Origin of the sequence: Burkholderia pyrrocinia, assembly GCF_018417535.1 — a bacterium.
GTDB classification, from domain to species: domain Bacteria; phylum Pseudomonadota; class Gammaproteobacteria; order Burkholderiales; family Burkholderiaceae; genus Burkholderia; species Burkholderia pyrrocinia_E.
Map to the genome: position 1 here is coordinate 1,255,705 of NZ_CP070977.1, position 23,427 is coordinate 1,279,131.

The 23,427-nt window shown below is 66.1% G+C and carries 30 protein-coding genes; 12 read left to right on the plus strand and 18 right to left on the minus strand.

The window, feature by feature from the left end:
* Window positions 1-121: 121 nt before the first annotated feature.
* Window positions 122-1,159: a sulfate ABC transporter substrate-binding protein gene (locus tag JYG32_RS05850; RefSeq protein ID WP_213264967.1), complete on the minus strand. Its 1,038-nt coding sequence runs from the start codon at window positions 1,157-1,159 to the stop codon at window positions 122-124.
* 264 nt (window positions 1,160-1,423) lie between these two features.
* On the opposite strand from JYG32_RS05850, the gene lexA reads away from it, so the two are divergent.
* From lexA to JYG32_RS05865, 3 genes are read left to right on the plus strand one after another with little or no spacing between them, the layout of a single operon-like run.
* Window positions 1,424-2,071, plus strand: coding sequence for a transcriptional repressor LexA (gene lexA, locus JYG32_RS05855; RefSeq protein ID WP_009689103.1), 648 nt, complete (start codon window positions 1,424-1,426; stop codon window positions 2,069-2,071).
* Window positions 2,072-2,096: 25 nt separating this feature from the next.
* A complete protein-coding gene (locus tag JYG32_RS05860) occupies window positions 2,097-2,432 on the plus strand; it encodes a hypothetical protein (protein ID WP_034184111.1) in 336 nt (111 codons plus the stop codon).
* Window positions 2,433-2,461: 29 nt separating this feature from the next.
* Window positions 2,462-3,178 (plus strand): DUF2939 domain-containing protein, encoded by a 717-nt coding sequence (locus JYG32_RS05865; protein ID WP_213264968.1) that lies wholly within the window; start codon window positions 2,462-2,464, stop codon window positions 3,176-3,178.
* A 79-nt stretch (window positions 3,179-3,257) separates the two neighbouring features.
* Here the strand turns inward: JYG32_RS05865 and JYG32_RS05870 are convergent, their stop codons facing one another.
* Window positions 3,258-3,755, minus strand: coding sequence for a universal stress protein (locus tag JYG32_RS05870; RefSeq protein WP_034184109.1), 498 nt, complete (start codon window positions 3,753-3,755; stop codon window positions 3,258-3,260).
* 331 nt (window positions 3,756-4,086) lie between these two features.
* Between JYG32_RS05870 and nodI the strand changes: the two genes are divergently transcribed.
* Both nodI and JYG32_RS05880 read left to right on the plus strand, forming a co-directional pair.
* Window positions 4,087-5,001 (plus strand): nodulation factor ABC transporter ATP-binding protein NodI, encoded by a 915-nt coding sequence (nodI, locus tag JYG32_RS05875; protein WP_213264969.1) that lies wholly within the window; start codon window positions 4,087-4,089, stop codon window positions 4,999-5,001.
* Window positions 5,002-5,007: 6 nt separating this feature from the next.
* Entirely contained in the window at window positions 5,008-5,841 is an 834-nt protein-coding gene (locus JYG32_RS05880) for an ABC transporter permease (protein ID WP_174381121.1), read from the plus strand.
* A 35-nt stretch (window positions 5,842-5,876) separates the two neighbouring features.
* Here JYG32_RS05880 and JYG32_RS05885 read toward each other — a convergent pair whose 3' ends face one another.
* From JYG32_RS05885 to JYG32_RS05900, 4 genes are all read right to left on the minus strand, one after another.
* On the minus strand, window positions 5,877-6,299 hold the full coding sequence (locus JYG32_RS05885; protein WP_164462574.1) for a hypothetical protein: 423 nt from the start codon (window positions 6,297-6,299) through the stop codon (window positions 5,877-5,879).
* Window positions 6,300-6,400: 101 nt separating this feature from the next.
* Complete coding sequence (locus tag JYG32_RS05890) at window positions 6,401-7,459, minus strand: permease (protein ID WP_174381122.1); 1,059 nt, start codon at window positions 7,457-7,459, stop codon at window positions 6,401-6,403.
* Complete coding sequence (mnmH, locus tag JYG32_RS05895) at window positions 7,456-8,583, minus strand: tRNA 2-selenouridine(34) synthase MnmH (RefSeq protein ID WP_213264970.1); 1,128 nt, start codon at window positions 8,581-8,583, stop codon at window positions 7,456-7,458. Before mnmH ends, JYG32_RS05890 begins: the two co-directional genes overlap by 4 nt.
* Before the next feature lie 63 nt (window positions 8,584-8,646).
* The gene (locus JYG32_RS05900) at window positions 8,647-9,600 is read right to left on the minus strand and encodes a LysR family transcriptional regulator (protein ID WP_174381124.1); all 954 of its coding nucleotides are present in this window, start codon (window positions 9,598-9,600) and stop codon (window positions 8,647-8,649) included.
* A gap of 165 nt (window positions 9,601-9,765) precedes the next feature.
* On the opposite strand from JYG32_RS05900, the gene JYG32_RS05905 reads away from it, so the two are divergent.
* On the plus strand, window positions 9,766-11,187 hold the full coding sequence (locus JYG32_RS05905; RefSeq protein WP_213264971.1) for a M20 family metallopeptidase: 1,422 nt from the start codon (window positions 9,766-9,768) through the stop codon (window positions 11,185-11,187).
* A gap of 35 nt (window positions 11,188-11,222) precedes the next feature.
* Window positions 11,223-12,509, plus strand: coding sequence for an MFS transporter (locus JYG32_RS05910; RefSeq protein WP_213264972.1), 1,287 nt, complete (start codon window positions 11,223-11,225; stop codon window positions 12,507-12,509).
* Between the two features lie 77 nt (window positions 12,510-12,586).
* Here the strand turns inward: JYG32_RS05910 and JYG32_RS05915 are convergent, their stop codons facing one another.
* A complete protein-coding gene (locus JYG32_RS05915) occupies window positions 12,587-13,639 on the minus strand; it encodes an NADP(H)-dependent aldo-keto reductase (RefSeq protein WP_213264973.1) in 1,053 nt (350 codons plus the stop codon).
* A gap of 196 nt (window positions 13,640-13,835) precedes the next feature.
* Window positions 13,836-14,273 (minus strand): PaaI family thioesterase, encoded by a 438-nt coding sequence (locus JYG32_RS05920; RefSeq protein WP_174381675.1) that lies wholly within the window; start codon window positions 14,271-14,273, stop codon window positions 13,836-13,838.
* 176 nt (window positions 14,274-14,449) lie between these two features.
* Here JYG32_RS05920 and JYG32_RS05925 point away from each other — a divergent pair, with 176 nt between their 5' ends.
* Together JYG32_RS05925 and JYG32_RS05930 are read left to right on the plus strand one after the other, a co-directional pair.
* Window positions 14,450-14,938, plus strand: coding sequence for a winged helix-turn-helix transcriptional regulator (locus JYG32_RS05925; RefSeq protein WP_174381676.1), 489 nt, complete (start codon window positions 14,450-14,452; stop codon window positions 14,936-14,938).
* 312 nt (window positions 14,939-15,250) lie between these two features.
* Complete coding sequence (locus tag JYG32_RS05930) at window positions 15,251-15,874, plus strand: phospholipase D family protein (RefSeq protein WP_034201824.1); 624 nt, start codon at window positions 15,251-15,253, stop codon at window positions 15,872-15,874.
* A 124-nt stretch (window positions 15,875-15,998) separates the two neighbouring features.
* Here the strand turns inward: JYG32_RS05930 and JYG32_RS05935 are convergent, their stop codons facing one another.
* The gene (locus tag JYG32_RS05935; protein WP_213264974.1) at window positions 15,999-16,226 is read right to left on the minus strand and encodes a hypothetical protein; all 228 of its coding nucleotides are present in this window, start codon (window positions 16,224-16,226) and stop codon (window positions 15,999-16,001) included.
* Window positions 16,227-16,265: 39 nt separating this feature from the next.
* Window positions 16,266-16,796 (minus strand): hypothetical protein, encoded by a 531-nt coding sequence (locus tag JYG32_RS39675; RefSeq protein ID WP_433960855.1) that lies wholly within the window; start codon window positions 16,794-16,796, stop codon window positions 16,266-16,268.
* Between JYG32_RS39675 and JYG32_RS39680 the strand changes: the two genes are divergently transcribed.
* Window positions 16,681-16,989 (plus strand): diguanylate cyclase domain-containing protein, encoded by a 309-nt coding sequence (locus JYG32_RS39680; RefSeq protein ID WP_433960842.1) that lies wholly within the window; start codon window positions 16,681-16,683, stop codon window positions 16,987-16,989. The genes JYG32_RS39675 and JYG32_RS39680 overlap by 116 nt on opposite strands.
* A 66-nt stretch (window positions 16,990-17,055) precedes the next feature.
* Here the strand turns inward: JYG32_RS39680 and JYG32_RS05945 are convergent, their stop codons facing one another.
* The 6 genes from JYG32_RS05945 to JYG32_RS05965 all read right to left on the minus strand — a co-directional run bounded on the left by JYG32_RS05945 (window position 17,056) and on the right by JYG32_RS05965 (window position 20,049).
* The gene (locus JYG32_RS05945) at window positions 17,056-17,529 is read right to left on the minus strand and encodes a VOC family protein (protein WP_213264975.1); all 474 of its coding nucleotides are present in this window, start codon (window positions 17,527-17,529) and stop codon (window positions 17,056-17,058) included.
* A gap of 166 nt (window positions 17,530-17,695) precedes the next feature.
* Complete coding sequence (locus tag JYG32_RS05950; protein ID WP_213264976.1) at window positions 17,696-18,235, minus strand: aspartyl-tRNA synthetase; 540 nt, start codon at window positions 18,233-18,235, stop codon at window positions 17,696-17,698.
* A gap of 215 nt (window positions 18,236-18,450) precedes the next feature.
* Entirely contained in the window at window positions 18,451-18,858 is a 408-nt protein-coding gene (locus tag JYG32_RS05955; protein WP_213264977.1) for a lysozyme inhibitor LprI family protein, read from the minus strand.
* A gap of 34 nt (window positions 18,859-18,892) precedes the next feature.
* Window positions 18,893-19,147 carry a hypothetical protein gene (locus tag JYG32_RS05960; RefSeq protein ID WP_174381681.1) on the minus strand — a complete coding sequence of 85 codons (255 nt, stop codon included), beginning with the start codon at window positions 19,145-19,147 and terminating at the stop codon, window positions 18,893-18,895.
* Window positions 19,148-19,294: 147 nt separating this feature from the next.
* On the minus strand, window positions 19,295-19,534 hold the full coding sequence (locus JYG32_RS39570; RefSeq protein WP_349631811.1) for a hypothetical protein: 240 nt from the start codon (window positions 19,532-19,534) through the stop codon (window positions 19,295-19,297).
* A 206-nt stretch (window positions 19,535-19,740) separates the two neighbouring features.
* Window positions 19,741-20,049 (minus strand): phosphatidylserine/phosphatidylglycerophosphate/cardiolipin synthase, encoded by a 309-nt coding sequence (locus JYG32_RS05965; protein WP_213264978.1) that lies wholly within the window; start codon window positions 20,047-20,049, stop codon window positions 19,741-19,743.
* Window positions 20,050-20,246: 197 nt separating this feature from the next.
* Here JYG32_RS05965 and JYG32_RS05970 point away from each other — a divergent pair, with 197 nt between their 5' ends.
* Entirely contained in the window at window positions 20,247-20,990 is a 744-nt protein-coding gene (locus JYG32_RS05970) for a DUF695 domain-containing protein (protein ID WP_213264979.1), read from the plus strand.
* Between the two features lie 396 nt (window positions 20,991-21,386).
* Here JYG32_RS05970 and JYG32_RS05975 read toward each other — a convergent pair whose 3' ends face one another.
* The gene (locus JYG32_RS05975) at window positions 21,387-21,977 is read right to left on the minus strand and encodes a hypothetical protein (RefSeq protein WP_249744597.1); all 591 of its coding nucleotides are present in this window, start codon (window positions 21,975-21,977) and stop codon (window positions 21,387-21,389) included.
* A gap of 270 nt (window positions 21,978-22,247) precedes the next feature.
* Window positions 22,248-22,646, minus strand: a complete 399-nt coding sequence (locus tag JYG32_RS05980; protein ID WP_213264980.1) for a hypothetical protein — start codon at window positions 22,644-22,646, stop codon at window positions 22,248-22,250.
* Between the two features lie 313 nt (window positions 22,647-22,959).
* On the opposite strand from JYG32_RS05980, the gene JYG32_RS05985 reads away from it, so the two are divergent.
* A complete protein-coding gene (locus JYG32_RS05985; protein WP_174381685.1) occupies window positions 22,960-23,424 on the plus strand; it encodes a plasmid fertility inhibition factor family protein in 465 nt (154 codons plus the stop codon).
* Window positions 23,425-23,427: the final 3 nt, after the last annotated feature.

Consider the following 23,427-nt stretch of genomic DNA (forward strand, 5'->3'; position numbering starts at 1 on the left):
CGGATGCTCTTGCTGGGTCGATGCTGCTCATGGGTCCGACGCAAACGCCGGCGCGATGAATTGCGCCGGCGGCCCGTCGGGGATGCGGCCGCTGTCGTGGCGCGCCGCTGTCGTTATGGCGTTACTGCGGCTTGTAGATCGAATCGAACACGCCGCCGTCCGCGAAATGCGTCTTCTGCGCATTCGTCCAGCCGCCGAACGTGTCGTCGACCGTGTACAGCTTCAGCTTCGGGAACTGCTTCGTCAGTTCCGCCGGCACGTTCTTCGAACGCGGCCGGTAGTAGTTGCGCGCCGCGATCTCCTGGCCCTGCGGGCTGTACAGGAAATTCAGGTACGCGTCGGCCAGCTTGCGCGTGCCCTTCTTGTCGACCACCTTGTCGACCACCGCGACCGGCGGCTCGGCCAGGATGCTCACCGACGGCACGACGATCTCGAACTTGTCGGTACCGAATTCCTTGACCGACAGGAACGCCTCGTTTTCCCAGGCGATCAGCACGTCGCCGATCCCGCGCTGCACGAAACTCGTCGTCGCGCCTCGCGCGCCGGAATCGAGCACGCCCGCATTCTTGTAGAGCTTCGTCACGAACTCCTTCGCCGTCTGCTCGTTGCCGCCCGGCTTGTGTAGCGCGTACGCCCACGCGGCCAGGTAGTTCCAGCGCGCGCCGCCCGACGTCTTCGGGTTCGGCGTGACGATCGAGATGCCCGGCTTGGTCAGGTCGTCCCAGTCCTTGATCCCCTTCGGATTGCCCTTGCGCACGAGAAACACGATCGTCGACGTGTACGGCGACGCGTTGTCGGGCAGGCGCTTCTGCCAGTCCTTGTTGACGAGCCCCTTGTTCGCGAGCGCGTCGATGTCGTACGCAAGCGCCAGGGTGACGACGTCGGCCTGCAGGCCGTCGAGCACCGAGCGCGCCTGCGCGCCCGAGCCGCCGTGCGACTGCTTGAAGTTGACGGTCTCGCCCGTCTTCGCCTTCCACTCCTTGCCGAACGCCTGGTTGAAGTCCTGATACAGCTCGCGCGTCGGGTCGTACGACACGTTCAGGAAGGTCGTATCGGCCTGCGCGTGCGTCGCGACGCCCAGCGTCGCCGCCGCGCCCAGCGCGAGTGTTGCGATCAGGCGGCCCACTCCGCCCACCAGCCCCGTATTGCGCTTCGCCATCCTTGGTTCTCCAGTGTTGTCGGTATTGCGATGTCGGGCCAGTCTAACGAACGGGTTACATGATTAAAAATAATCGTTCCTCATTTTTTAATACTCAAAAGTGCTAACGCAGACGGGATGGACGGTTGCGGCAGATAAACCGGCGTCCGGACGTCGCGAAATCGCGCCGGAACCGGCGTGATCGCGTCGAACCTCAAGTAACGCTTGAAATTCGCGAAGTACTGTATAAAAATACAGCTCACTGTCTATCCATACAGTTAAGCCATGACCAAACTCACCGCCCGTCAGCAGCAAGTGTTCGACTTGATCCGTCGCGCGATCGAGCGTTCCGGATTCCCGCCCACCCGCGCCGAGATCGCGGCCGAACTGGGCTTCAGCTCGCCGAATGCGGCCGAGGAGCACCTGCGCGCACTCGCGCGCAAGGGCGTGATCGAGTTGGCCGCCGGCGCATCCCGCGGCATCCGCCTGCTCGGCATCGACGACGCCCCGCACCAGTTCACGCTGCCGCACGCCGGCCTGATGCAACTGTCGCTGCCGCTCGTCGGCCGCGTCGCGGCCGGTAGCCCGATCCTTGCGCAGGAGCACATCTCTCAGCATTACGCGTGCGATCCCGCGCTGTTCTCCAGCAAGCCCGACTACCTGCTGAAGGTGCGCGGCCTGTCGATGCGCGACGCCGGCATTCTCGACGGCGACCTCCTCGCCGTGCAGAAGCGCACGGAAGCGAAGGACGGCCAGATCATCGTCGCGCGTCTCGGCGACGACGTCACGGTCAAGCGCCTGATGCGCCGGCCGGGCGGTCTGGAACTGATCGCGGAGAACCCGGATTACGAAAACATCTTCGTCAAGGCCGGCAGCGCGGAATTCGCGCTGGAAGGCATCGCCGTCGGGCTGATCCGCTCGGGCGAACTCTGACATTCCGTCTCGCTAGGAGAACATCATGGAACGCCTTGCCCGCCTGCTGCCTTTCCGTCAATTCGGTCGCCTGCGTCATCTGCGCGGCCGCACGCCTTGCGCACCGCTGTCCGCGGCAGCGCCTGTGAAAGAAGAAGTCGCAGTCGAACGGCAGGCGTCCCTGCTGCCGTCGGCGCTCCCCGCTTTCGCACGGGTATCGCTGAACGCCGGCCTGAATCACGCGGAACCCGCGCGCCGCGCGCCGGTGCGCGTCTATCACGGCCGATCGCGCCTGATCATGGTCGGCACGATCGATGCCGTGTGCCGGATGATCGATCGCTGCATCGCGGAGGAACGATCGGCCGCGCAAGGCGGTCTCTGATTGCGGAGCATTCCCGCACCGGAGGCAACGTGACTGGATCTTCGAGCCGCAAACGGCGGCTCAAGCCCCTGCTGGTCGTCGTGCTGGCCGTCGCCGTCATGACGGCGATCGGCTATGCATACGCGTCGCCGTACGTCGCGCTCGGTCGCCTGAAATCGGCGATCGATGCACGCGATGCGCAGGTCATCAGTGAATATGTCGATTTTCCGTCGCTGCGCATCAGCCTGAAGCAGCAGGTGACGGAAGAGTTGATGCGCCGGATCGACGCGGTGAAGAAGAACAATCCGTTCGCGGTGATCGGTGCGCTGATCGGGTCCGCGCTGATCGGCCCGCTGGTCGATGCGTATGCGACGCCGGAGGGTGTGGCCGCATTGATGAGCGGATTGCCGCCGCGCGGCAATCCGGGCGAGCGTCCGCCCGAATGGTCGAATTTGCCGCAAGGCGGTGCACCGGCCGACACGCCGGCCGCACCGCTGGTTAATCCCGCTCCGGCGAGTGCCGCCGTACCAGGCAGCAACGCGGCCGCCGCGGCTGCGTCATCGCCCGCACCGGCCGCTGCCGCACCGACCAGCGCGAACGATGCAACGCACCCGCCGCATCAGCAGCAAACCGGTGCCGGCTACCGGAATATCGACGAATTCGTCGTGACCTACCAGCGCAGCGCCGACGGCACGCGCTATGCGGCAATATTCCACCGCTTCGGGCTGTTTTCGTGGAAGTTGTCCGCGATCGACCTGCATGCTTAGCCAACCGCGATCGACGCCCACGCCGCTGATGCTGCGCGGCGCCTGACCGGCGCGCATCGCCGGTCAGGCCGTCATTGCGTCATTTGCCGCTCGCCGTGGCCGCTTCACGCTCGCGCGCGATTTCGGCCTTCTGCTCTTCCGCCGACGAACACGCAACCAGAATGCTGCAGTTCACGCGATCGAGCAGTTGCGTATTGCCCGAGCCCATCCACCATCTCGACAGCCCGCTGCGGCACCGGTGGCCGACGACGACGAGATCGACCTTCAGCTCCGACGCGAGATTCGCGATTTCGTCGATCGGATAACCGAACGCGAAATGGCCTTCAGCCTGCACGCCGCGCTCGCGCAGCCAGTTCACGCCTTCCTGCAGGATTTCGCGCGCGGTTTCCTCGAAGCGGCCGCACGCGACATCGGTCAGCAGACCCGCGCTTTGCGCAATGCTCGAGCGCATGTCGACGACCGACAGCAAGTGCGTTTCGGCCTTCAGGTCCATTGCGAGATTGGCGCCGCAACGCAGCGCCTTGCGTCCTTCGAGCGAGCCGTCATAACACAGCAAAATCTTGTTGTAGCTAGCCATGGAACCTCCCTATCGCGACAACGAGCCTACGCATTCATCATGGTGCGCCGCAATTCAGGACGCAAGGGATGGAAAACGCTGATTCGCCCCGCTCGGCGTGTGCGCGATGATGCGGTGCACGATCGGTGCGCGCCTGCATCGCACCGTGCAGGCATGCCCTGAAGAGACGCAGCCGATGCACTAGAATGGCCCGTTCGTACTCCAGCGGGTCATCACGCGCCGGCGTCGTGCGCTTCGGTCATGCCCATGTGACTCGCATTCGCCCGATCCGTTCGCAAACCGGCCACGCATCGGGCGGCGGAACGCGCCCGCTTACAACGACAACATGCCCATGTCCGTCGCACCGATCGATCTCCGCAACGTCGAAAAGCGCTATGGCGACAAGCTCGTCGTCAACGGCCTGTCCTTCAGCGTGCAGGCCGGCGAATGCTACGGCCTGCTCGGGCCGAACGGCGCCGGCAAGACCACCACGCTGAAGATGCTGCTCGGCCTCGCGTATCCCGATGCGGGCACCATTTCGCTGTGCGGCGAACCGGTTCCATCGCGCGCGCGGCTTGCGCGCCAGCGCGTCGGTGTCGTCCCGCAGTTCGACAATCTCGACCCCGACTTCACCGTGCGCGAAAACCTGCTCGTGTTCAGCCGCTATTTCGGGATGTCGGCGCAGGCTGCGCGCTCGCTCGTGCAGCCGCTGCTCGAATTCGCGAAGCTCGAGAACAAGGCCGATGCAAAGGTCGGCGAGCTGTCGGGCGGCATGAAGCGCCGCCTCACGCTCGCCCGCGCGCTCGTCAACGATCCCGACGTGCTGGTGCTCGACGAGCCGACGACGGGCCTCGACCCGCAGGCGCGGCACCTGATGTGGGAGCGGCTGCGCTCGCTGCTGGCGCGCGGCAAGACGATCCTGATCACCACGCATTTCATGGAAGAAGCCGAGCGCCTGTGCGACCGCCTGTGCGTGATCGAGGAAGGCCGCAAGATCGCCGAAGGCGCGCCGCACGCGCTGATCGAATCGGAGATCGGCTGCGACGTGATCGAAATCTACGGGCCCGACCCGGCCGCGCTGCGCGACGAGCTATCGGCGTTCGCGAAGCACACCGAGATCAGCGGCGAGACGCTGTTCTGCTACGTGAGTGACCCGGAGCCGCTCAGCGCGCGACTCAAGGGTCGCTCTGGGTTGCGCTATCTGCATCGCCCGGCCAATCTGGAGGATGTGTTCCTGCGGCTCACGGGCCGCGAAATGCAGGACTGATCGATCATGGACGTCCGCAACTATTCCGCCGCCGCACCGACCGCCCCGCCACGCGAGTCGCGCTTCGCGATCGCGATGCCCGCGAACGCGACGAACTGGGTCGCCGTTTGGCGGCGCAACTATCTCGTCTGGCGCAAGCTCGCGCTCGCGTCGATGTTCGGCAATCTCGCCGATCCGATGATCTATCTGTTCGGGCTCGGTTTCGGGCTCGGCCTGATGCTCGGCCATGTCGACGGCGTGTCGTATATCGCGTTCCTCGCGGCCGGCACGGCCGGGTCGAGCGTGATGATGTCCGCGAGCTTCGAATCAATGTATTCGGGCTTCTCGCGAATGCACGTGCAGCGCACCTGGGAGGCGATCATGCATACGCCGCTCGCGCTCGGCGACATCGTGCTCGGCGAGATTGTCTGGGGAGCCAGCAAGGCGATGCTGTCGGGTGCCGCGATCATGCTCGTCGCGGGCGCGCTCGGTTATGCGCAGTTTCCGTCGATGCTCGTGGCGCTGCCCGTGATCGCGCTTGCGGGCCTCGCGTTTGCCAGCATCGCGATGATCGTCACGGCGCTCGCGCCGTCCTACGATTTCTTCATGTTCTATCAGACGCTCGTGCTGACGCCGATGCTGCTGCTGTCGGGCGTGTTTTTCCCGATCACGCAGTTGCCGCCGGTCGCGCAGCACGCGGCGCATGTGCTGCCGCTCGCGAACGCGGTCGAGCTGATCCGGCCCGCGATGCTCGGCCGGCCGGCGACGGACGTCGCGTTGCACGTCGCGGTGCTCGCCGGCTACGCGGTCGGCGGATTCCTGCTGTCCGCGTGGCTGTTCCGGCGGCGGATGATGCGCTGACGGCCGGCGCGCACGGCGCCGGCTTCATGACGACGTTACTCGTCGTCGTCGCTCCACGGAATCTCGACGTCGGTCAGGAACGCGACGGTCGCGAGCGGGCCGCCTTCCTGGCGGCCGAGCTTGCCGTCCGCGCGATGCCATTCGACGCGGAACTGCGTGCCCGGATCGTCGGCGACCAGATAGACCGAGCGCAGTTCGTCCGCATCGGCTTCGTCCACCGGGCCGTCGAACGACACCAGCATCTTCTGCGGCCACAGGCCGTTGACGGGATCGTAAATGCGGTCGCCCTGCGGAATGTCGATGCTGGCGTCGACGCCGATCGTTGCGGAGGCCTCGATGATCATCGTGCCGAGTGCGTTCAGCACGGCAGTCGCCCGCGCGGAATTGGCCTGGCGGATCGCGAGATCGCCGCGCGTCAGCGCCTTTTCGAGTCGAGGATGGATCTTCGGTTGGGTCATGCGTTTTCCTGTTTGCTTCTTGTAAAGGGCGCCGCACACGTGAAGCAGCGGCGCCGGATGAATACGACGATTGCGCCCGCCCGGCGCGCCGCTCGTGCGCGTCAGAACCCGAACGCGACCGCGAGCAAGCCGCTCACGATCCCGAACACGACGACGAGGGTCGCGACGATCGCCAGCATGTAAGGCTTGAACGAACGCGCGAGCATCGCAAGCGACGGCACGCTGATCGGCGGCAGCGTCATCAGCAGCGCAGCGGCCGGGCCGACGCCCATGCCGAGCGACAGCATCGCCTGAATGATCGGCACCTCGCCGGCCGTCGGGATCACGAACAGCATGCCCGCGACCGCAAATACGACGATCCAGCCGAGATGATTGCCGATGTCCGGGCCGATATGCGGGAACAGCCATGCGCGCGCGGCGCCGAGCAGCAGCACGAGTACGATGTATTCGGGCACGAGCCGCACGGCCATGCGCGCAAGCAGCTTCACCCAGCGGACGAAAGGATTGCCGGCCGCGGCCTGCTCGGCCGCCAGTGCGGCAAGCTGCGCATCGTCGATGCTGCGGTCTTCAGGGCGCGCAATGCGGTTCAGCAGATAGCCGATCCCGAACACCATCGCGATGCCGAGCACGAAGCGCAGCGCGCTCCAGTGCCAGCCGAGCACGAAGCCCATGAAGACCAGTGCCGCCGGGTTCAGCACCGTGTTGCCGAGCCAGAATGCGACCGCACCGCCCGGCGACGCATGGCGCGCACGCAGGCCCGCGACGACCGGCGCCGCGCAGCACGTGCACATCATCCCGGGCAGCGACAGCAGGCCGCCCGCGGCGACGCTGCCGAACCCCGTACGGCCGAGCACGCGTGCGACCCAGTGCGCGGGCAGCAGCGCCTGCACGGCCGAACCGAGCAGCAAGCCGAGCACCATCGCCTGCCAGATCGCCTTGCCGTACGCCCACGCGTAGTCGAGCGCGGCCTTCAGCGACGGCTCGGGCGCGGCCGCCGACGTGCCCATCAGGATCGACTGGCCGATCGAATGGTGCTCGGCGGCAACGAACGCCTTGTTGTAGTACGGAAACCATTTCACATAGAACAGTCCCGCGACCGCGATCAGCAGGAAAGTCATCCAGCCGAGGGCCGGATTGGGTTGGGTGCGTGTGGTCGTCATCGTGTGGTCGTCGATTGGTCTTTATCGGTTTCGGATTGCGAGCCTGCCGCCATCGCGGCCGACGCGGGCAGCCCGGCCTGCGCGAGTTGGGCCAGCAGCGTGCGCGCCTGATCGCGCACGTCGGCCGCATTGGGCCGGAAAACGAACGTCAGCGCCCGGTTTGGCTTGCCGTATGCCGCACGGTAGGTGCGCGCATAGGCGGGATCGTAATGCTTGTCGATCAGGCTGGTGAACAGTTCGGCCCGCGCGTTCGCATCGATCAGCGCATTCCAGCGCGCGACCTCTTCGCGGCTGTGCAGGCCGATCAGCCGATGGAGCTGCGCCTTGAACGCGGCCGGTTCGTCGAACAGGTGGCCATAATCGTCGAGCAGGAACGCGATGCGCTCGTCGTGCGCCGCGTCGACCTGCACCCACGGCCCCGCATGAAACGCGTCGATCAGCGCGATCGGCAACTGCACGAGCCCGATCTTGCGGCTTTCCGATTCGACGAACACCGGCCATTCGGGGTCGAAACGTCCGAGCGTTTCGACGAGCCCCGAATCAAACCCCTTTTGCGACGGCTGCGGCGTGCCCGGCAGCGCGCCGAGCAGCGAGCCGCGATGGCACGCGAGTGCCTCGAGATCGAGCGTCTGCGCACCCGCGTCGCGCAGCGCGTTCAGCAGGCGTGTCTTGCCGCAGCCCGTATGGCCGACGAGCGCGATATAGCGAAAGCGCGTCGGCAGCGTGTCGAGCGTCGCGCACACCGAACGGCGGTACGCCTTGTAGCCGCCGTCGAGCTGGCGCGCCTGCCAGCCGATCAGGTTGAACCAGGTCGTCATCGAGCCCGAGCGCTTGCCGCCGCGCCAGCAATAGATCAGCGGCCGCCAGTTGCGCGGACGGTCGGCGAACGTCGTGTCGAGATGGCGCGCGATGTTGCGCGCGACGATCGCCGCGCCGACGCGGGTCGCCTCGTAGGGCGACACCTGGCGGTACATCGTGCCGACGAGCACGCGCTCTTCGTTGCTGAGCACGGGCGCGTTCAGCGCGCCGGGAATATGGTCCTCGGCGAACTCGAGCGGCGTGCGCACGTCGATGATCTCGTCGAACTCGCCGGCGCGATCGAGGGTGACAATCAGGTTCTTCAATTTGGCGTCGAACAGGGGGATACGGCTCGGTGAGCCGCATGGGCGCGGAAGGCGGATTGACGATTATCTCACGGGCCGGCGTCTCGGGCCGCGCGCGGCGGCCGGCGGCGGCGATGCGGCCTGCATCGCGTCGATCAGATGGTCGCGGAACGCCCGTACCGACGCGGGCAGATCGCGCCCCGCCATCGTCTGCACCTGGATGCTGCGCTCGCGAAGCTGCGGGTTCGTCACGGGCACGACGACAAAGCCGTCCGCCTCGCAGCGGTCGCGCACCGACAGCAGCCCCGTGAACATCACCGCGCCCGTGCGCCGCGCGTAGCCGTACATCGCCGCCGTGTTGTTGCTCGTCAGTTCGGGCTCGAGCAGCAGCCCGTCGAGCGCGCACGCGATGTCGATCAACTGGCGCACCGTCGTACCGGCCTCGGGCAGCACGTGCGGATGCCGCGCGACATCGGCGAGCGATACCGCGTCGCGCGCCGCGAGCGGATGGTCGTGCCGCACCAGCGCGAAGATCGGCGCGCGCTCGGTGTGCTCGACACGCACGCCCTTCTCCGGCGCGAGGCTGAAAGTCAGCGCGACGTCCACATCGCCGTCGCGCACGCGCCGCGTCGCGTCCGCCGGCGACACGACCCACACGGAGAAATCGACGCCCGGGTGGCGCGCCTTGAAGCTCGCGAGCGCGCCGGGCAGGAAATCGATCGCGAACCCCTCCGAGCACGCGATCTTCAGCAGGCTGCCGTGCAGCGCGTCGAGCCCGCCGATGTCCTTCATCACGTGCTCGGCCTCCAGCAGGCTGCGCTGCGCGAAGGCCAGCAGCCGCTCGCCCGCCTCCGACAGCGCCATCCCGCGCGGCCGTCGCTCGAACAGCGGCGCGCCGAGTTCGCTCTCGAGCTTCGCGATCTGGCGGCTGATCGCCGACACGGCCACGTGCAGCCGCGCGGACGCGTCGCTGATCGAGCCGGTGCGCGCCACTTCGACGAAATACCGCAACGCCAGGCCATGCAGGAAAGCCGCCATCGTTCTGTCTCCGCGCCGCGCCCGGCCGCGCTGCTTTGCTTTTTCGGCAAAGGAAGGTTCGAAATTCGATCATTGTGACAAAAAAAACGGCTTTCTAGAATCGATCGCACTTCACGCTGCATGCGCGATCCGCGCACGCCGCCAGCCCGACGGAGGAGACCCGACTTGAGCCGTACCGCCGCCATCCAGCACGCACTGAACCAGTTCGAATCCGGCGCGTTCTTCACGACCCTGAGCCGCCGCGTCGGCCTGCGCACCGAAAGCCAGGAAAGCGGCTCCGAAGCCGCACTGCGCGCGTACCTGACCGACGAGATCGCGCCGGAGGCCGCGCGCCTCGGCTTCACGTCGCGGATCGTCGACAATCCAGTCGACGGCGGCGGCCCGTTCCTGCTCGCGTCGCGCCACGAAGACGACGCGCTGCCGACCGTGCTGATCTACGGCCACGGCGACGTCGTGCGCGGCTACGACGCGCAGTGGCGCGCGCCGCTGTCGCCGTGGACGCTGACGGCCGACGGTGACCGCTGGTACGGCCGCGGCAGCGCCGACAACAAGGGCCAGCACACGATCAACCTGGCCGCGCTGGCGAGCGTGCTCGACGCGCGCGGCGGCCGGCTCGGCTTCAATGCAAAGCTGCTGATCGAGATGGGCGAGGAAACGGGTTCGCCGGGCCTCGACGCGCTGTGCCGCCAGGAGCGCGACGCGCTCGCGGCCGACGTGCTGATCGCGTCCGACGGCCCGCGCATCGCCGCCGCGCGCCCGACCGTGTTCCTCGGCTCGCGCGGCTCGGTCAATTTCAAACTGAGCCTGCGCGCCCGCGACGGCGCACACCATTCCGGCAACTGGGGCGGGCTGCTGCGCAATCCGGCGATCGTGCTCGCACATGCGCTCGCGAGCCTTGTCGACGCGCGCGGCGCGATCCGCGTCGCGGGGCTGCGCCCGCCGCCGATCCCGGCCGCCGTGCGCGACGCGCTCGCCGATCTTTCCGTCGGCGGCGGCCCCGGCGATCCGGCGCTCGACGCCGACTGGGGCGAGCCCGGCCTGTCCGCGGCCGAGCGCGTGTTCGGCTGGAACACGTTCGAAATCCTCGCGTTCAAGGCCGGCAACCCCGAGCACCCCGTCAATGCGATCCCGCCCGTCGCGTATGCGCATTGCCAGTTGCGCTTCGTCGTCGGCACCGACTGGGAAGCGCTGCAAGCGCACCTGCGCACGCATCTCGATGCGCACGGCTTCGCCGATATCGAGATCGACGTCGAGCGCGGCGCACCGGCAACGCGCGTGCCGCCAGACGATCCGTGGGTCCGCTGGGCCGTCGCCTCGCTTGCGCGCACCACCGGCAAGAAGCCCGCGATCCTGCCGAATCTCGGCGGCACGCTGCCGAACGAAGTGTTCGCCGACACGCTCGGGCTGCCGACGCTGTGGGTGCCGCACTCGTACCCGGCGTGCTCGCAACATGCGCCCGACGAGCACCTGCTCGCGAGCGTCGTCAGCGAGGGGCTGCAGATGATGGCCGGCCTCTTCTGGGATCTCGGCGACGACGCGCCGCCCGTTCGCCGCGCGGCACCCGCCGCGGCCGGCGCCGCCCTGTAACGCGCTTCGCCCCTTTCTCGGGACCTGCACACACGATGAATACGACCACCCTGACCTCGCAGGACGCCGCGCGCCCCAGCGCCGCGAAGATCCGGCGCATCATCTTCGCGGCGTCGATCGGCAACGCGCTCGAATGGTTCGACCTGATCGTCTACGGCTTCTTCGCGGTAACGATCGCCAAGCTGTTCTTCCCCGCGACGAGCGAAGCGACGTCGCTGATGCTGACGCTCGGCACGTTCGGGCTCTCGTACCTGATCCGGCCGATCGGCGGCTTCGTGCTCGGCGCATACGCGGACCGCGCGGGCCGCAAGGCGTCGCTGCTGCTGTCGATCGCGATGATGATGGCCGGCACGCTGCTGATCGCGCTGATGCCGACCTACGCATCGATCGGCATGCTCGCGCCGCTCGGGATCATGCTGTCGCGGCTGATGCAGGGCTTTTCCGCGGGCGGCGAATTCGCGAGCTCGACCGCGTTCCTCGTCGAACACGCACCGCAGAGGCGCGGTTTCATGTCGAGCTGGCAGTTCGCGAGCCAGGGCCTCGCGACGCTGCTCGCATCGGGCTTCGGCGCGCTGCTGACGTCCACGCTGACATCCGCGCAACTCGAAAGCTGGGGCTGGCGCGTGCCGTTCCTGTTCGGCCTCGCGATCGGCCCGGTCGGGCTGTACATCCGCCGCTACGTCGACGAAGGCGTCGAGTTCAAGACGCAGGCACGCTCCGAAGCGCCGGTGCGCGAGCTGTTCGCGGACCAGAAGTTGCGGCTGCTGCTGTCGATCGGCGCGCTGGTGATCTCGACCGCGATCAACTACATGATTCTGTACATGCCGACCTATGCGATCAAGCAGCTCGGGCTGCCCGCATCGACCGGCTTCGCGGCAACGCTCGCGACCGGCTTCGTGCTGACGCTCGTCACGCCGGTCGTCGGCCATCTGTCCGATCGCACCGGGCGGATCCGCATGATGGCGGTCGCGGCCGTCCTGATGCTCGTCACCGTGTGGCCGACGTTCGCGTGGCTCACCCGCCACGCGTCGTTCGCGACGATGCTCGCCGCACTGGTCTGGATCGGTGCGCTGAAGGCGATGTACTGCGGCGCGCTGCCGGCGCTGATGGCCGAGCTGTTCCCGTCGCAGACGCGCGCGACGGGCCTCGCGGTCAGCTACAACACGGGTGTCACGCTGTTCGGCGGCTTCGCGCCGTTCGTCATCACCTGGCTGATCAGCACGACCGGCAACCGGCTGTCGCCGGCGCTCTACCTGATGGGCTGCGCGCTGCTGAGCCTCGCCGCACTGTTCGTCGCGCGCACGCGACTCAAGATGCGGTAACGCATCCGACGACGGCGCGCCAATGCGCCGCCGATGCGGTCCGTCGCGGCATCGCTGCCGCGCGGGCCGCACGCCGTTTACGGCGCCGGGTTCGGCTGCAGTTCGTGCAGCGCGTCGATCTCGGCGAGGATCTCGTCGGACAGCTTCACGTCGATGCTGCCGATGTTCTCCTTCAACTGTTCGAGCGACGTAGCACCGACCAGGTTGCTGCGCACGAACGGCCGGCTGTTGACGAACGCAAGCGCGAGCTGCGCGGGCGACAGCCCGTGACGCTGCGCGAGCGCGACGTAGCGCGACGTCGCCTCGACGGCCTGCGGCCTGCTGTAGCGCTGGAAGCGCTCGAACAGCGTGATGCGCGCGCCGGCCGGACGCGCGCCGTTCTCGTACTTGCCGGACAGCCAGCCGAATGCGAGCGGCGAATACGCGAGCAGGCCGACGCCGTCGCGATGCGTGAATTCCGACAACCCGTTCTCGAACGTGCGGTTCAGCAGGCTGTACGGATTCTGGATGCTTGCGATGCGCGGCAGCCCGAGCTTCTCGGCCGCGCGCAGGAACTGCGCGACGCCCCACGGCGTTTCATTCGACACGCCGATCGCGCGCACCTTGCCGGCTTTCACGAATTCCGCGAGCACGCCGAGGGTTTCCTCGATCGGCACCGTGTACGCGTCGTCGACCCACGGATACGCGGGACGGCCGAACGTCGTCGTGCTGCGATCGGGCCAGTGCAACTGGTAGAGATCGACATAGTCGGTCTGCAGCCGCCTGAGGCTGCCGTCGAGCGCCTCGGTCAGGTTCTTGCGGTCGAACTGGTTACCCTCGCCGCGGATATGGCGCGGGTTGTGCGGCTGCCGCGCCGGGCCCGCGATCTTCGTCGCGAGCACGATCCGGTCGCGCTGCGCGCGATGCTGCGCGAGCCAGGTGCCGATGTACTGCTCGGTGCGCCCCTGCGTGTCGGGCTTCGGCGGCACCGGGTACATCTCCGCGGCATCGATCAGCGTCACGCCCTGTGCGATCGCGTAGTCGATCTGCTCGTGCGCGTCGCGCTCCGAATTCTGTTCGCCCCACGTCATCGTGCCGAGACCGACCAGGCTGACCTCGATGCCCGAATCGCCGAGTGTGCGGTATTCCATGCTGTTCCTGTCGCGTCGGTGGAAAGCAGGAACGCTATCACATTGAAGCGCCTGCTTCAGACGGGCGCCGCGTACGCTTACAGGCGGCCTTCGGCGCTGCCACGAATGCCCGGGCGTGGGCGCGGACAACGGCCTTGCAACCCGCATCGCACGTACGCGGCCTCAGCCTGCAGCCGGCCCCGCTTGCCGCCGTTCGTTACTGCGGCCGCTGAATGAAGCAGGTCGCCGACGCATGCGCGACGATCTTGTCGTCCGGCGTCTTCAGCGTGCCCTCCGCGACGCCCAGCGAACGCGACAGGTGAATCACGCGCCCTTCCGCGACCAGGTCGACGTCGCGCGGCACGGGCCGCAGCATCTTCACATGCAGATCGACCGTGCCGTAGCCGACACCCGCGTCGAGCATCGAATGCACCGCGCAACCCGTGACCGAATCGAGCACCGTCGCGGCGAACCCGCCGTGCACGCCGCCCAGCGGATTCAGGTGCCGACCGTCCGCCCGCGCCGAAAACTTCACATAGCCGAGCTCGACGTCGAGCGGACGCATCGGAATCGTCTCCGAAATCGACGCAAGTGGCACATCGCCCACCGCCGCGGCACGCAGCAGATCGAGACCAGACAGGGAAAGCGGATTCATCGGGTTGTCTCCGGGTTGAAAGCGCGTCGCCGCGCTAGTAAGTTCCAAATTGGAACCTATTATTGACAACGGGCGCGGCCGTTGTCAACGCAGCCGCGCCCGTTGCAACCGAAGGCGGGTTCTATAATCGAACCCGCTATTTCGCTGAACCGCCGCAAGACGCAAGAGACTCGACGATGAAATGGGATGACATCGGCACGCTGAACTGTTCGGTCGCACGCACGCTCGCCGTGCTCGGCGACCGCTGGACCATGCTGATCCTCCGCAACGCGTTCCTCGGCTGCCGCCGCTTCGACGCGTTTCAAGCGCAGCTTGGCCTCACGCGTCATGTCCTGGCCGAACGGCTCGCGCGGCTCGTCGACGAGGGCGTGCTGGTCAAGCGCGCGTATCAGGCGCGCCCGCCGCGCTTCGAATACCGGTTGACGGAAAAAGGCCTCGACCTGTACCCGGCCCTGCTCGCGCTGATGGCGTGGGGCGACCGCTGGAAGGACGACGGCCAGGGGCCGCCGGTGCAATTGCGTCACCGTACCTGCGGCCAGTTGATGCATGCGGTGACCGTGTGCTCGGCCTGCGGCGAACCGCTCGACGCACGCGACGTGCAGCCGGAGCCCGGGCCCGGATGGATCGCGCCCGATGAAGTTGGGGCGCCTGCGGTCAACGATTGACGCGCGGCGCGCGCATGACCGCCTGACGCTCGCCTGCTTCTGTCACGGGCAGCGCCGAGCACGCTCGACTGTGCTCGCGCATTGCCTGCACGCCGATATCCCGCGACAGCATGCGCAATCGCACACTGTCGTCAGCGACGTCTCCTGATCGATCTGCTCGCACATGCGGATGCCACGCAACGCAACTTTGCGTCATCGCCTCCGCCACCGCCGATCATCGCGCGGGCAATCCATTCGCATCCGCGCGTGACCGCGCCGCCGCGTCTGCGTTACACTCACGGCCCGCTGTCTCGAAATTGTTCGCTGTCCAAGATGTTGTCGCGCAATCGCCTCGCCGCTGCCTGCCTCGCCGCTTCCCTGCTCGCCACCCCGTTCGCCGCCTTCGGCAAGACGCAAAGTGAATCGCTGCTCCAGCAGGCGATCGACCTCGTGTCGCGATGGCTGCCGGCACCTACCCACGAAGCACCCGCGACGCAGGTTGTCGAATCGGCGTTCTCGCCCGACGGCGGCGCCGAGGCGCTCGTGCTGAAAGCAATCGGCGCCGCGCGCAGCTCGATTCGCGTCGCCGCGTATTCGTTCACGTCGCCGCCCGTCACGCGCGCGCTGCTCGCCGCCAAGCGACGCGGCGTCAACGTCGCCGTGGTCGTCGACGACAAGGGCAACCGCGCGAAGAGCAGCAAGCAGGCGCTGAACCTGCTCGTCAACGCCGGCATCCCGACGCGCACGATCGACGCCTATGCGATCCATCACGACAAGTACCTCGTGATCGACGCCGAGCACGTCGAGACCGGTTCGTTCAACTACAGCGCATCGGCGGCCAGCCGCAACTCCGAGAACGTCGTCGTGGTGTGGAACAATCCGCAACTCGCATCGCGCTACCTCACGCACTGGCAAAGCCGCTTCGACCAGGGCACGCCGTACCGCTCCAGCTACTGACGCACGCCACGCGCTTTCGCACGGCCCTCGACACTTCTCATTCGATTCGCCGTGTTACCGATGATCGGCGAGCGTGGCGCGGGTATCAATTCGGCCGAATGGCCAGCGCGACGGTCCGCCGCGCTCAATGGATTTCAGGCATCCGCCCGGTCGCGGCACCGGCCTGCGTAGTCGGCGCACAGCGATTCGCGTGCCCGTCCACGCCGCTTGCCGACGACGTCGACAAGCCTTGGGCACCGCTGGGCAGCGCATTGCGCACGCAATCCGTGCTGAATGCCAGCGTGTTCTGAACCATCGGGTAGAGGAGATACAGCGCAAACGCGAGATACCCCGCGTACAGGATTCGAACCATGGTGCGATGGCGTGTGATGAACGATTGGACTCGTCCTGTTTACGGCACCGCGACGAGCACCTTGAGGCATCGCGCAGCGGATTCGGCATCGGGACGCAACGCCGGCTCATGGCACCCGCTTCTCACCGCATCTTCATCGATCCGGACCGAACCGAAAACGCCCGTCGCCGGACCTGCGGCCCACTTCCACGACAACCCGCTCGTCAGCGGCACGCAGCCACGCTCGCTCGAACCTGACGAACTCGCGCTGCTCGGCGATCTCGCCGACATGACCGAATGCGAGATCGCCGCGCTGCATTTCGCCCCCCCGACGCGCTCACGCAACTGACGAACCGGCGCGGCTTCGAGGTTCTCGCCCGTCAGGTGCTGAGCCTGTGCGATCGCCTGGGTCGTCACGCCGTGCTGCTGTTCTTCGACCTGAACGATTTCAAGGCGATCGACGATCGCTTCGGCCATGCCGAAGGCGACCGCGCACTCAACACTTGCCGATACACTGACAGGCACGCTGCGCGATAGCAACGTAATCGCACGGCCCAGCGGCGACGAGTTCGCCGTGCTGCCGAGCGCCACCGATCCGGTCGAACGCGTGACGCAGGCGCCCGCGTTGCGCAATGCAGCCGATGCGAGCGGCTACGCGATCCGGTTCGGCGTCGGCAACGTCGCCTGCGATCCCGCGCGCCATCACGCGGTGGCCGACCTGCTCGCATCGGCCGATCACCGGGTGTACGAGGACAAGCAGCGCGGCAAGACGACCGGCACATAACCGCGGACGAACCGGGCGCGTGTGGATGCCGCCGTGCCGCCGCTCAACCGCGGTTGCGTGACTGCGTCAGCTTCCGCACGGCGGCGCGCTGGCCATTGCCTCCGCGATCTGCTCGGGCGTCAGGTCGCGCTGATGCGTCGCGAGCGACCAGCGATGCCCGAACGGATCCTCGACCTGCCCATAACGATCGCCCCAGAACATGTCGGCGGCCGGTATCGTGACCGTCGCGCCGGCCTCGACAGCCTTCGCGATCGCCGCATCGGTGTCCGGCACGTACAGGTGCAGGCAGACGGCAGTGCCTTTCAGCGCCTTCGGCCCGAGCGCGCCGTGCTCTGGCATTTCATCCACCAGCATCAGTGTCGAATCGCCAATCACGAGGCACGCGTGCGCGAGCCTGCCGTCGGGCATTGCGAGGCGAAACTGTTCGCTCGCATTGAATGCGCGCTTGTAGAAGTCGATGGCTGCGGCTGCGCCGGCGCAGATCAGGTGCGGCGTCAGCGTGCGCATCCCTTCCGGGATCGGTTTGACGGACGTGGACATGGGTGTCGCTCCTTCAGTCGGTTGTCGTATCGGAAATCGGGACGGACGCGCGATGCGCACGCCCCCGATGCTACGACGGACGAACCCGACGGAAATCGACACGGCGTCCGGCATTTTTTTGTTTCCTTGAGTGCCGGATCGCTCGGGGCATGCTCATCGGGCGCCATCAGCCCGTTCGGTCGGCCCGGTCGTCCTGCCCGCCGAACTGCCGGCGGCATGCTTCCAGCAAACCGGCCACCGCGTCGAGCGGGAGATCGGCAAACCGGGCGATCGGCAGCATCACGCCGCCCGGCACCTTGGTGCGCGACGAATGCGCCGAGAATTGGTAGCCGATGTAACGATTTCCGGCAACGCTGATAATCCGGAACTCGGTGACGTCGCGCCATTGCGTGACGGGTTTTTCACGCGCGGAGCCGATCAGCCTGAAACCCGTTTCGTCGACAAGCAGCGCCATCTTGCGTCGCGACGAGACGAAGAAGGCGGCACTCGCCAGCGCCAGCAGCACCGCCAGCGCCGCTATGGGCCAGAGCGTCGGGGCGGCCGCATAACCGCCCAGGCTCGCCGCGGCCAGCACCGCGCAGACGATTGCCCTTCTTTTCAGGCTCCGGCTGTCGACCGCCAGCGTGACCGGCAACTGGCCGATGACCGTTCCCGCGGCGGGATCGACGTGCCAGCCGGAATCGTTTGTTTCGCGTGCCTCGTTCATCGTTCAATCGCCCCGGAAATTGCCGCGCGCATCGACCTCTTGCCGCGCAACACGCGCTGACCATGAGCGGGTTCCAGCACCGGACCCGCTCGCGCCGACGTCGGTCATGTTACCCCTGCCTGCGTTCGTATCCATGAGCGCGACGGCCGACATGAACGCGTGATTCGTCGCGGTCGACGGCCGTTGCCGCCAGTCCATCGGCCGACCCTCGCACATCAGTCGCCATGCCCGTCGCGATAGCCCTGCAGTTGCGCAGTCCGTTCAGCCGTCAACTCCGACACGCACTGCGCCCGATTGACGGGAACCCATTGCGGCGCACCGCCGGCGTCGAGCGCGCGCAGGTCGCACTCGGCGTCACGAAACGTGATCCAGGCGCGCTGCGCCGCGCGCAACGCATCGCGTTCTTCCGGCTGGATGCCTACCGCCGCATTCAGGCGCCGGTAGGCCTCGTTCAACGCCTTGTCGTTCCTGGCCACGTCGCGTTCGGCGCATGCGAGACTCGCACGCGCGGCGTCGAGACCGATCCCGCCCGACGGCTCATTGCAATCGAGCGCCCATGCCGAAACGGGAATCGCTGCGAGCATCATGCTCGCCAGCCACTTGCTTGAAAACAACGCGCTCATCGAATTGTCCGGTGTCCAATCAGTCCAGGTTCATTCAACGGACGGCAATCCATGCCGCCGAAACGTCGACGATACGCGACAACGCATCCGGTTTCACGGCATCGAAGTCTGTGAATTGCACGATGCCGAAAGGTAACGACAGCGAAAACAGTGAAAGCCGCGAGCGCACTGTCTCGTCTATCGGAAAGAGGCGATCGTGCTGCTTCAGGCGATCGGCCTGCTGGCGATCAGCGCGACGACCACATATCGGCGGGCCGTCGGCAATCGGCCCGTCGAGGTCGAGCACCATGACGACGCAGCAAGAACGGACCGGAAGATCGAGATCAGCGATGAGCGGCTTGCCGGCAGGAAATGGCTGAGGTCGAGGATGGTCCGCTTCGACACGCGGTAACAAGCTTTCGTTCGCGCGGAACGGGCTCCGTTCAGTCAGCGTCGGTCAATTGCACACGTTGACGGTACCGTTGGTCGTGCATTGACCGACGGCCCAGTGGCTCTGCCCTGCCAGATGAGGCGCCAGCCCGATGCCGCGGATCGGCGTTGCCGGCGGCGACGCCGGCACGGCTGCCGACGCGGTCTCGGGCGACGGCTGCACAGGCGCCGGCTTGGACGCGCTCTGGCAGGCAGCCAGCGCCAGACAAAGCGCGGATGCCAACGGGGCGATGACAGGTCTGGGCATGGTCTCGTGCGCGTTTGCGTGATTCGCTTTTGCTACCGGCTCGCCACACATCGCGCGGCCCGTCAAACCGTTCGGCGCGATCGGCAATGCAGCAAGGCAGTTGTCCGATAATACTCCTCACGATCGACGTTGCGCGAGCGGCCTCTCGGCCACGTGTCGCAATCAATGCGGCTGCGAACGCTACCGGCAGCGCGTTGCCGACCCGGTCAGCTCTGCGGAAGATCCCGCAACGTGCGCGACTCGCTCGTCGCATCGATGTCGAGCTCGATGCCTTCCGACGTATCGCGGTACAACACGCGTTTCAGCCTGGGCCCGACCGCGGTAGCGTCCGACTCCGAGAAGATCGCGCGGACATCGTTGCCGGACGCGAGTGCGCGCGCCACTTCCACCACCGGCGCCTCGCTCGGCGTCGCCACCCACGACCGGTCGGCCGGATTCACGGCCGCCCAGCGCACGTGCGTCACGCGCGCGCTGAGTGGATCGATTCGGACACCATTCACCGCAAACATCGACATCGGAATCTCCTTCGAATTTTTTACGGCCCGCATTTGCGGCCCGTCACGCACATGCGCGGGTCACGGACAGCCCCGGATCTCGCATACGTTACCCGCAGGGTCCGCCATCACGCGCGCGTCTCCGGCGAACGCGATTTTCGATGATACATTGGGACGCTTTGCAACCGTCAACAGACAATCGTGTACGGGAGAAACACATGACCGACGCCTGGGGAACCTTCCCTGCCAGAATGGGCGACCATCAGGCTTTCATCAGCTTCAACCACAGCTTTGCGGAAATCGCCGAAGGCGATCCGCGCACGTCGCTGCTCAGCGTGCGCGTCCCCTTTGCGCATCCGACGCCCGAAGGCCTGCCGACCGGCGACGAATTCGCCGACCTCGCGAAAATCGAGGATCTGCTGGACGCCACGATCGCCGCGAAAGGCGGCGTGCAGGTCGGCCGCATCACCGTCGACGGCAACCGGGATTTTCTGTTCTATGTGCCGTTCGACGAAGAAGCCGCGGCGGAGATCGTCGACTCGCTGGCCGAACAGACAACCTACGCGCTGCAGTACGCACACCAGGACGATCCGGACAAGGAAGCGTACTGGCAGACCCTTTACCCGACCGACGACGACTGGCAGATCATGCGCGACATGCGCGTGCTGGATGCGCTGCGGCAGAAAGGCGACGCCAGCGACGTGAGCCGGCGCGTGATGCACTGGGCCTACTTCCAGGACCCGAGCGACGCACACCAGTTCGCGGACTGGGCCGAAGCGAAAGGCTATCCGGTCGAATCGGTCGCGCCGACCGAGGACGGCAAGTCGGCCGTACGGTTTTCGCACGAAGGCACCATGGCGCTGGCCGACATCACGCGCCATACGATTGCGCTCAATCGCGAAGTGCGTTCGCTCGGAGGTGAATACGACGGATGGGAAACCAGCGTCGAACAGGCTGGCTGAGCGGGTCGACATGCCCGCTGCGCACGATGTGATGCAACGCAGTCGGCGCAAAAAGCATCCCGGCAGCGCTACTGCACGCTGCCGGGACCAAGGCATCGCCGGCCGAAGCCGGCAATGGGCCTGAGGGTTCGCTCAGGCACGAGGAAAACGATTCGTGCGGATCAGGCGAACGGATGACGGGGTGCGCTTGGTTCGATTACGCAGCCTGCCGAACGCCTGTCCGGTTCCGCCGACGCAACGCTCCTGCGTCGGACGGGCAAAAAGCCCCGCTCCTGCGCGAGCGAGCGGGGAAACGGTTGACCGGGCCGGGGAAGAACGGTCAACCGGTCAAATTGTGATCGCGGGCCGCACGACGGTCTGTGCGGCAACTCACCCTTTGATGACAATGCGGCGGTATCAGGCAGGCCCGCGAGCCGCCTGGTGCACGGTCCGAGCGCGAGACTCGCGGACGGCGCGAGCACCACCACGAAGACGGGCAACAGCACCGCCGCCCCGACCATCATCACGCCGTCGGCCACGAGCGTAACGGGCGTCGCGAGCACGCGAACGACCTTGCCGGAAGTCGTGATGCGGTCGGTCACCTGAATCGTGTACGAATGGGTAATGGGTAAATGACGACCACGTCTTGCCCTGCGCGAAACCGTCGGCCAGATAGCGCGAACCGTCCAGCGCGCCCTTCATCTTCAGATCGTCGCGCCCGTCCTTCGTGACGCCGTCCGCCAGCGCGCGATCCCGGTCGACGTCGGTCATATCGGTACGGCGGAGTTCGAGCCGGAATTTGCCCGAGATCTTGCCGCCCTGCGCGACGAAGTCGTAAAGCGACGCCTTGATCGACCTCCGGTACGACGACGCCAATACGGCGCCGAGATACTCGGGCATGTCGAAGATGTAGTGATATTTCTTGCCGAGCACGACGAATTTCTTGCCGTCCTCGCTAACGAAGAATCGGTCGACGGTCTCTTCGTAATAGCCGTCTTCGAACAGCATCGCGGTACACCCTGCCAGACCGGCCGCGGCAACGATCGCGCCAGCCGTCAGCAGCGCTCTTCTTTTCACGCTTTGCGTTCTATTTTGTTTTATCTCAAGCGGACGTTTTCAGAAGCGGCCCAGTTTCCGGTAAATCGCGGACGATGTCAAAGCAGGATTATTCTATTTTTTCGAGCGAGGAGATTTCGGCTTCATTTTCTTGTGCTGAATTTCGTGAAACCACGTTTCGACAATACAATTACCCTGCATCAGGACAACCCGGTCTCGTCATCAAGGCGAGCCGCTGGAAAACCAGTCGACGACCATATCGATCCAGTCGAGATCGCTGACGATTTCAATAGCGGTTTCGCCGACGATTTCGGCAGTCGATGGGTCTGTTGCCGCCGCCCCTGCCGAGGCAACCGCGCTTGCCTTCGCAATTTCGGCCGACGCGCCGGACCTCGGGTCGGCAAGCCGCTCCAGCCAGTCGACGATATTTGCCCGCGCATCCTCTTCATCGGCGAAGTCATTCCGTTGGAGAAAGCGGTCGAACACGATCCACGCGAGCGTCTTGCTTCGCGAATCGGACTCCAGTTTCCAGTCGACAACGCCCGTCCGGCCGGACTCCCTGATTTCGAGCGTCGCGGTGAAACAGTAATCGAGATATTCGATCTCAAGTCTCGACGACATGGTTTTCTCCGGTCAATCCACCCTCTCTGTTCTTTTGACGATCTGCGCCCGCCCGGCTTCGCGACACTGTATGAAGCTTGCGTGAATTTCGCGCCGCGCTTCCTTTCTGCTGGCAGTATCGCGATATTCCCGCAACCTGTCGATATCGATCATCGACGCATGACCGCATCCGCTTTGTCAACCGTTCCTTCTGCGCGTCCGGTTCCGCTGTGAATCGTTCCGTTTTCCGATTCCCGGTATCGACCTGCCCCGCTGTCGCAATCGCACTGCTAAACTCCGGCCACGAAGTCCGCTTGCGCCACCTGAGGAAATAATGACGCTCGCCCGCGCACAACAGAACGGCGTAGATGTCTGGATTATCCAGCTTCCCGGGCACGCCCCCTATGCCTATACGCACCTCAAGCGGGTATTCTCGTCCGACGACTCGCGACATCGGGTCGTGACGATCGACTTGAAGAAATTGCTGACCTGCGCCGACCGCGACACGACGGACTACGTGCTGCCGTCAGTTCAGTACTGGGCACCCGGAAAAGCAGCAGGTATTCGCGAATTCCTCGATCCGAACCAGGACAGGATTCCGGACATGCCGTTCATCACGTTTCGCGAAACGAGAACGCGAACGCTGCTCGGCATCCCCGGCCTGTCGAAAGTCGGTGTCGCGTCGTTCCGCAACGGCCAGCATCGCGCACGCTACCTTGCTTATGCGGGCGCGACGACGCTGCCCGTCGAGATCCACGAGACGGAGGCCGATTTGCTTGTGCGGTATTGCGGCGAGTAACGA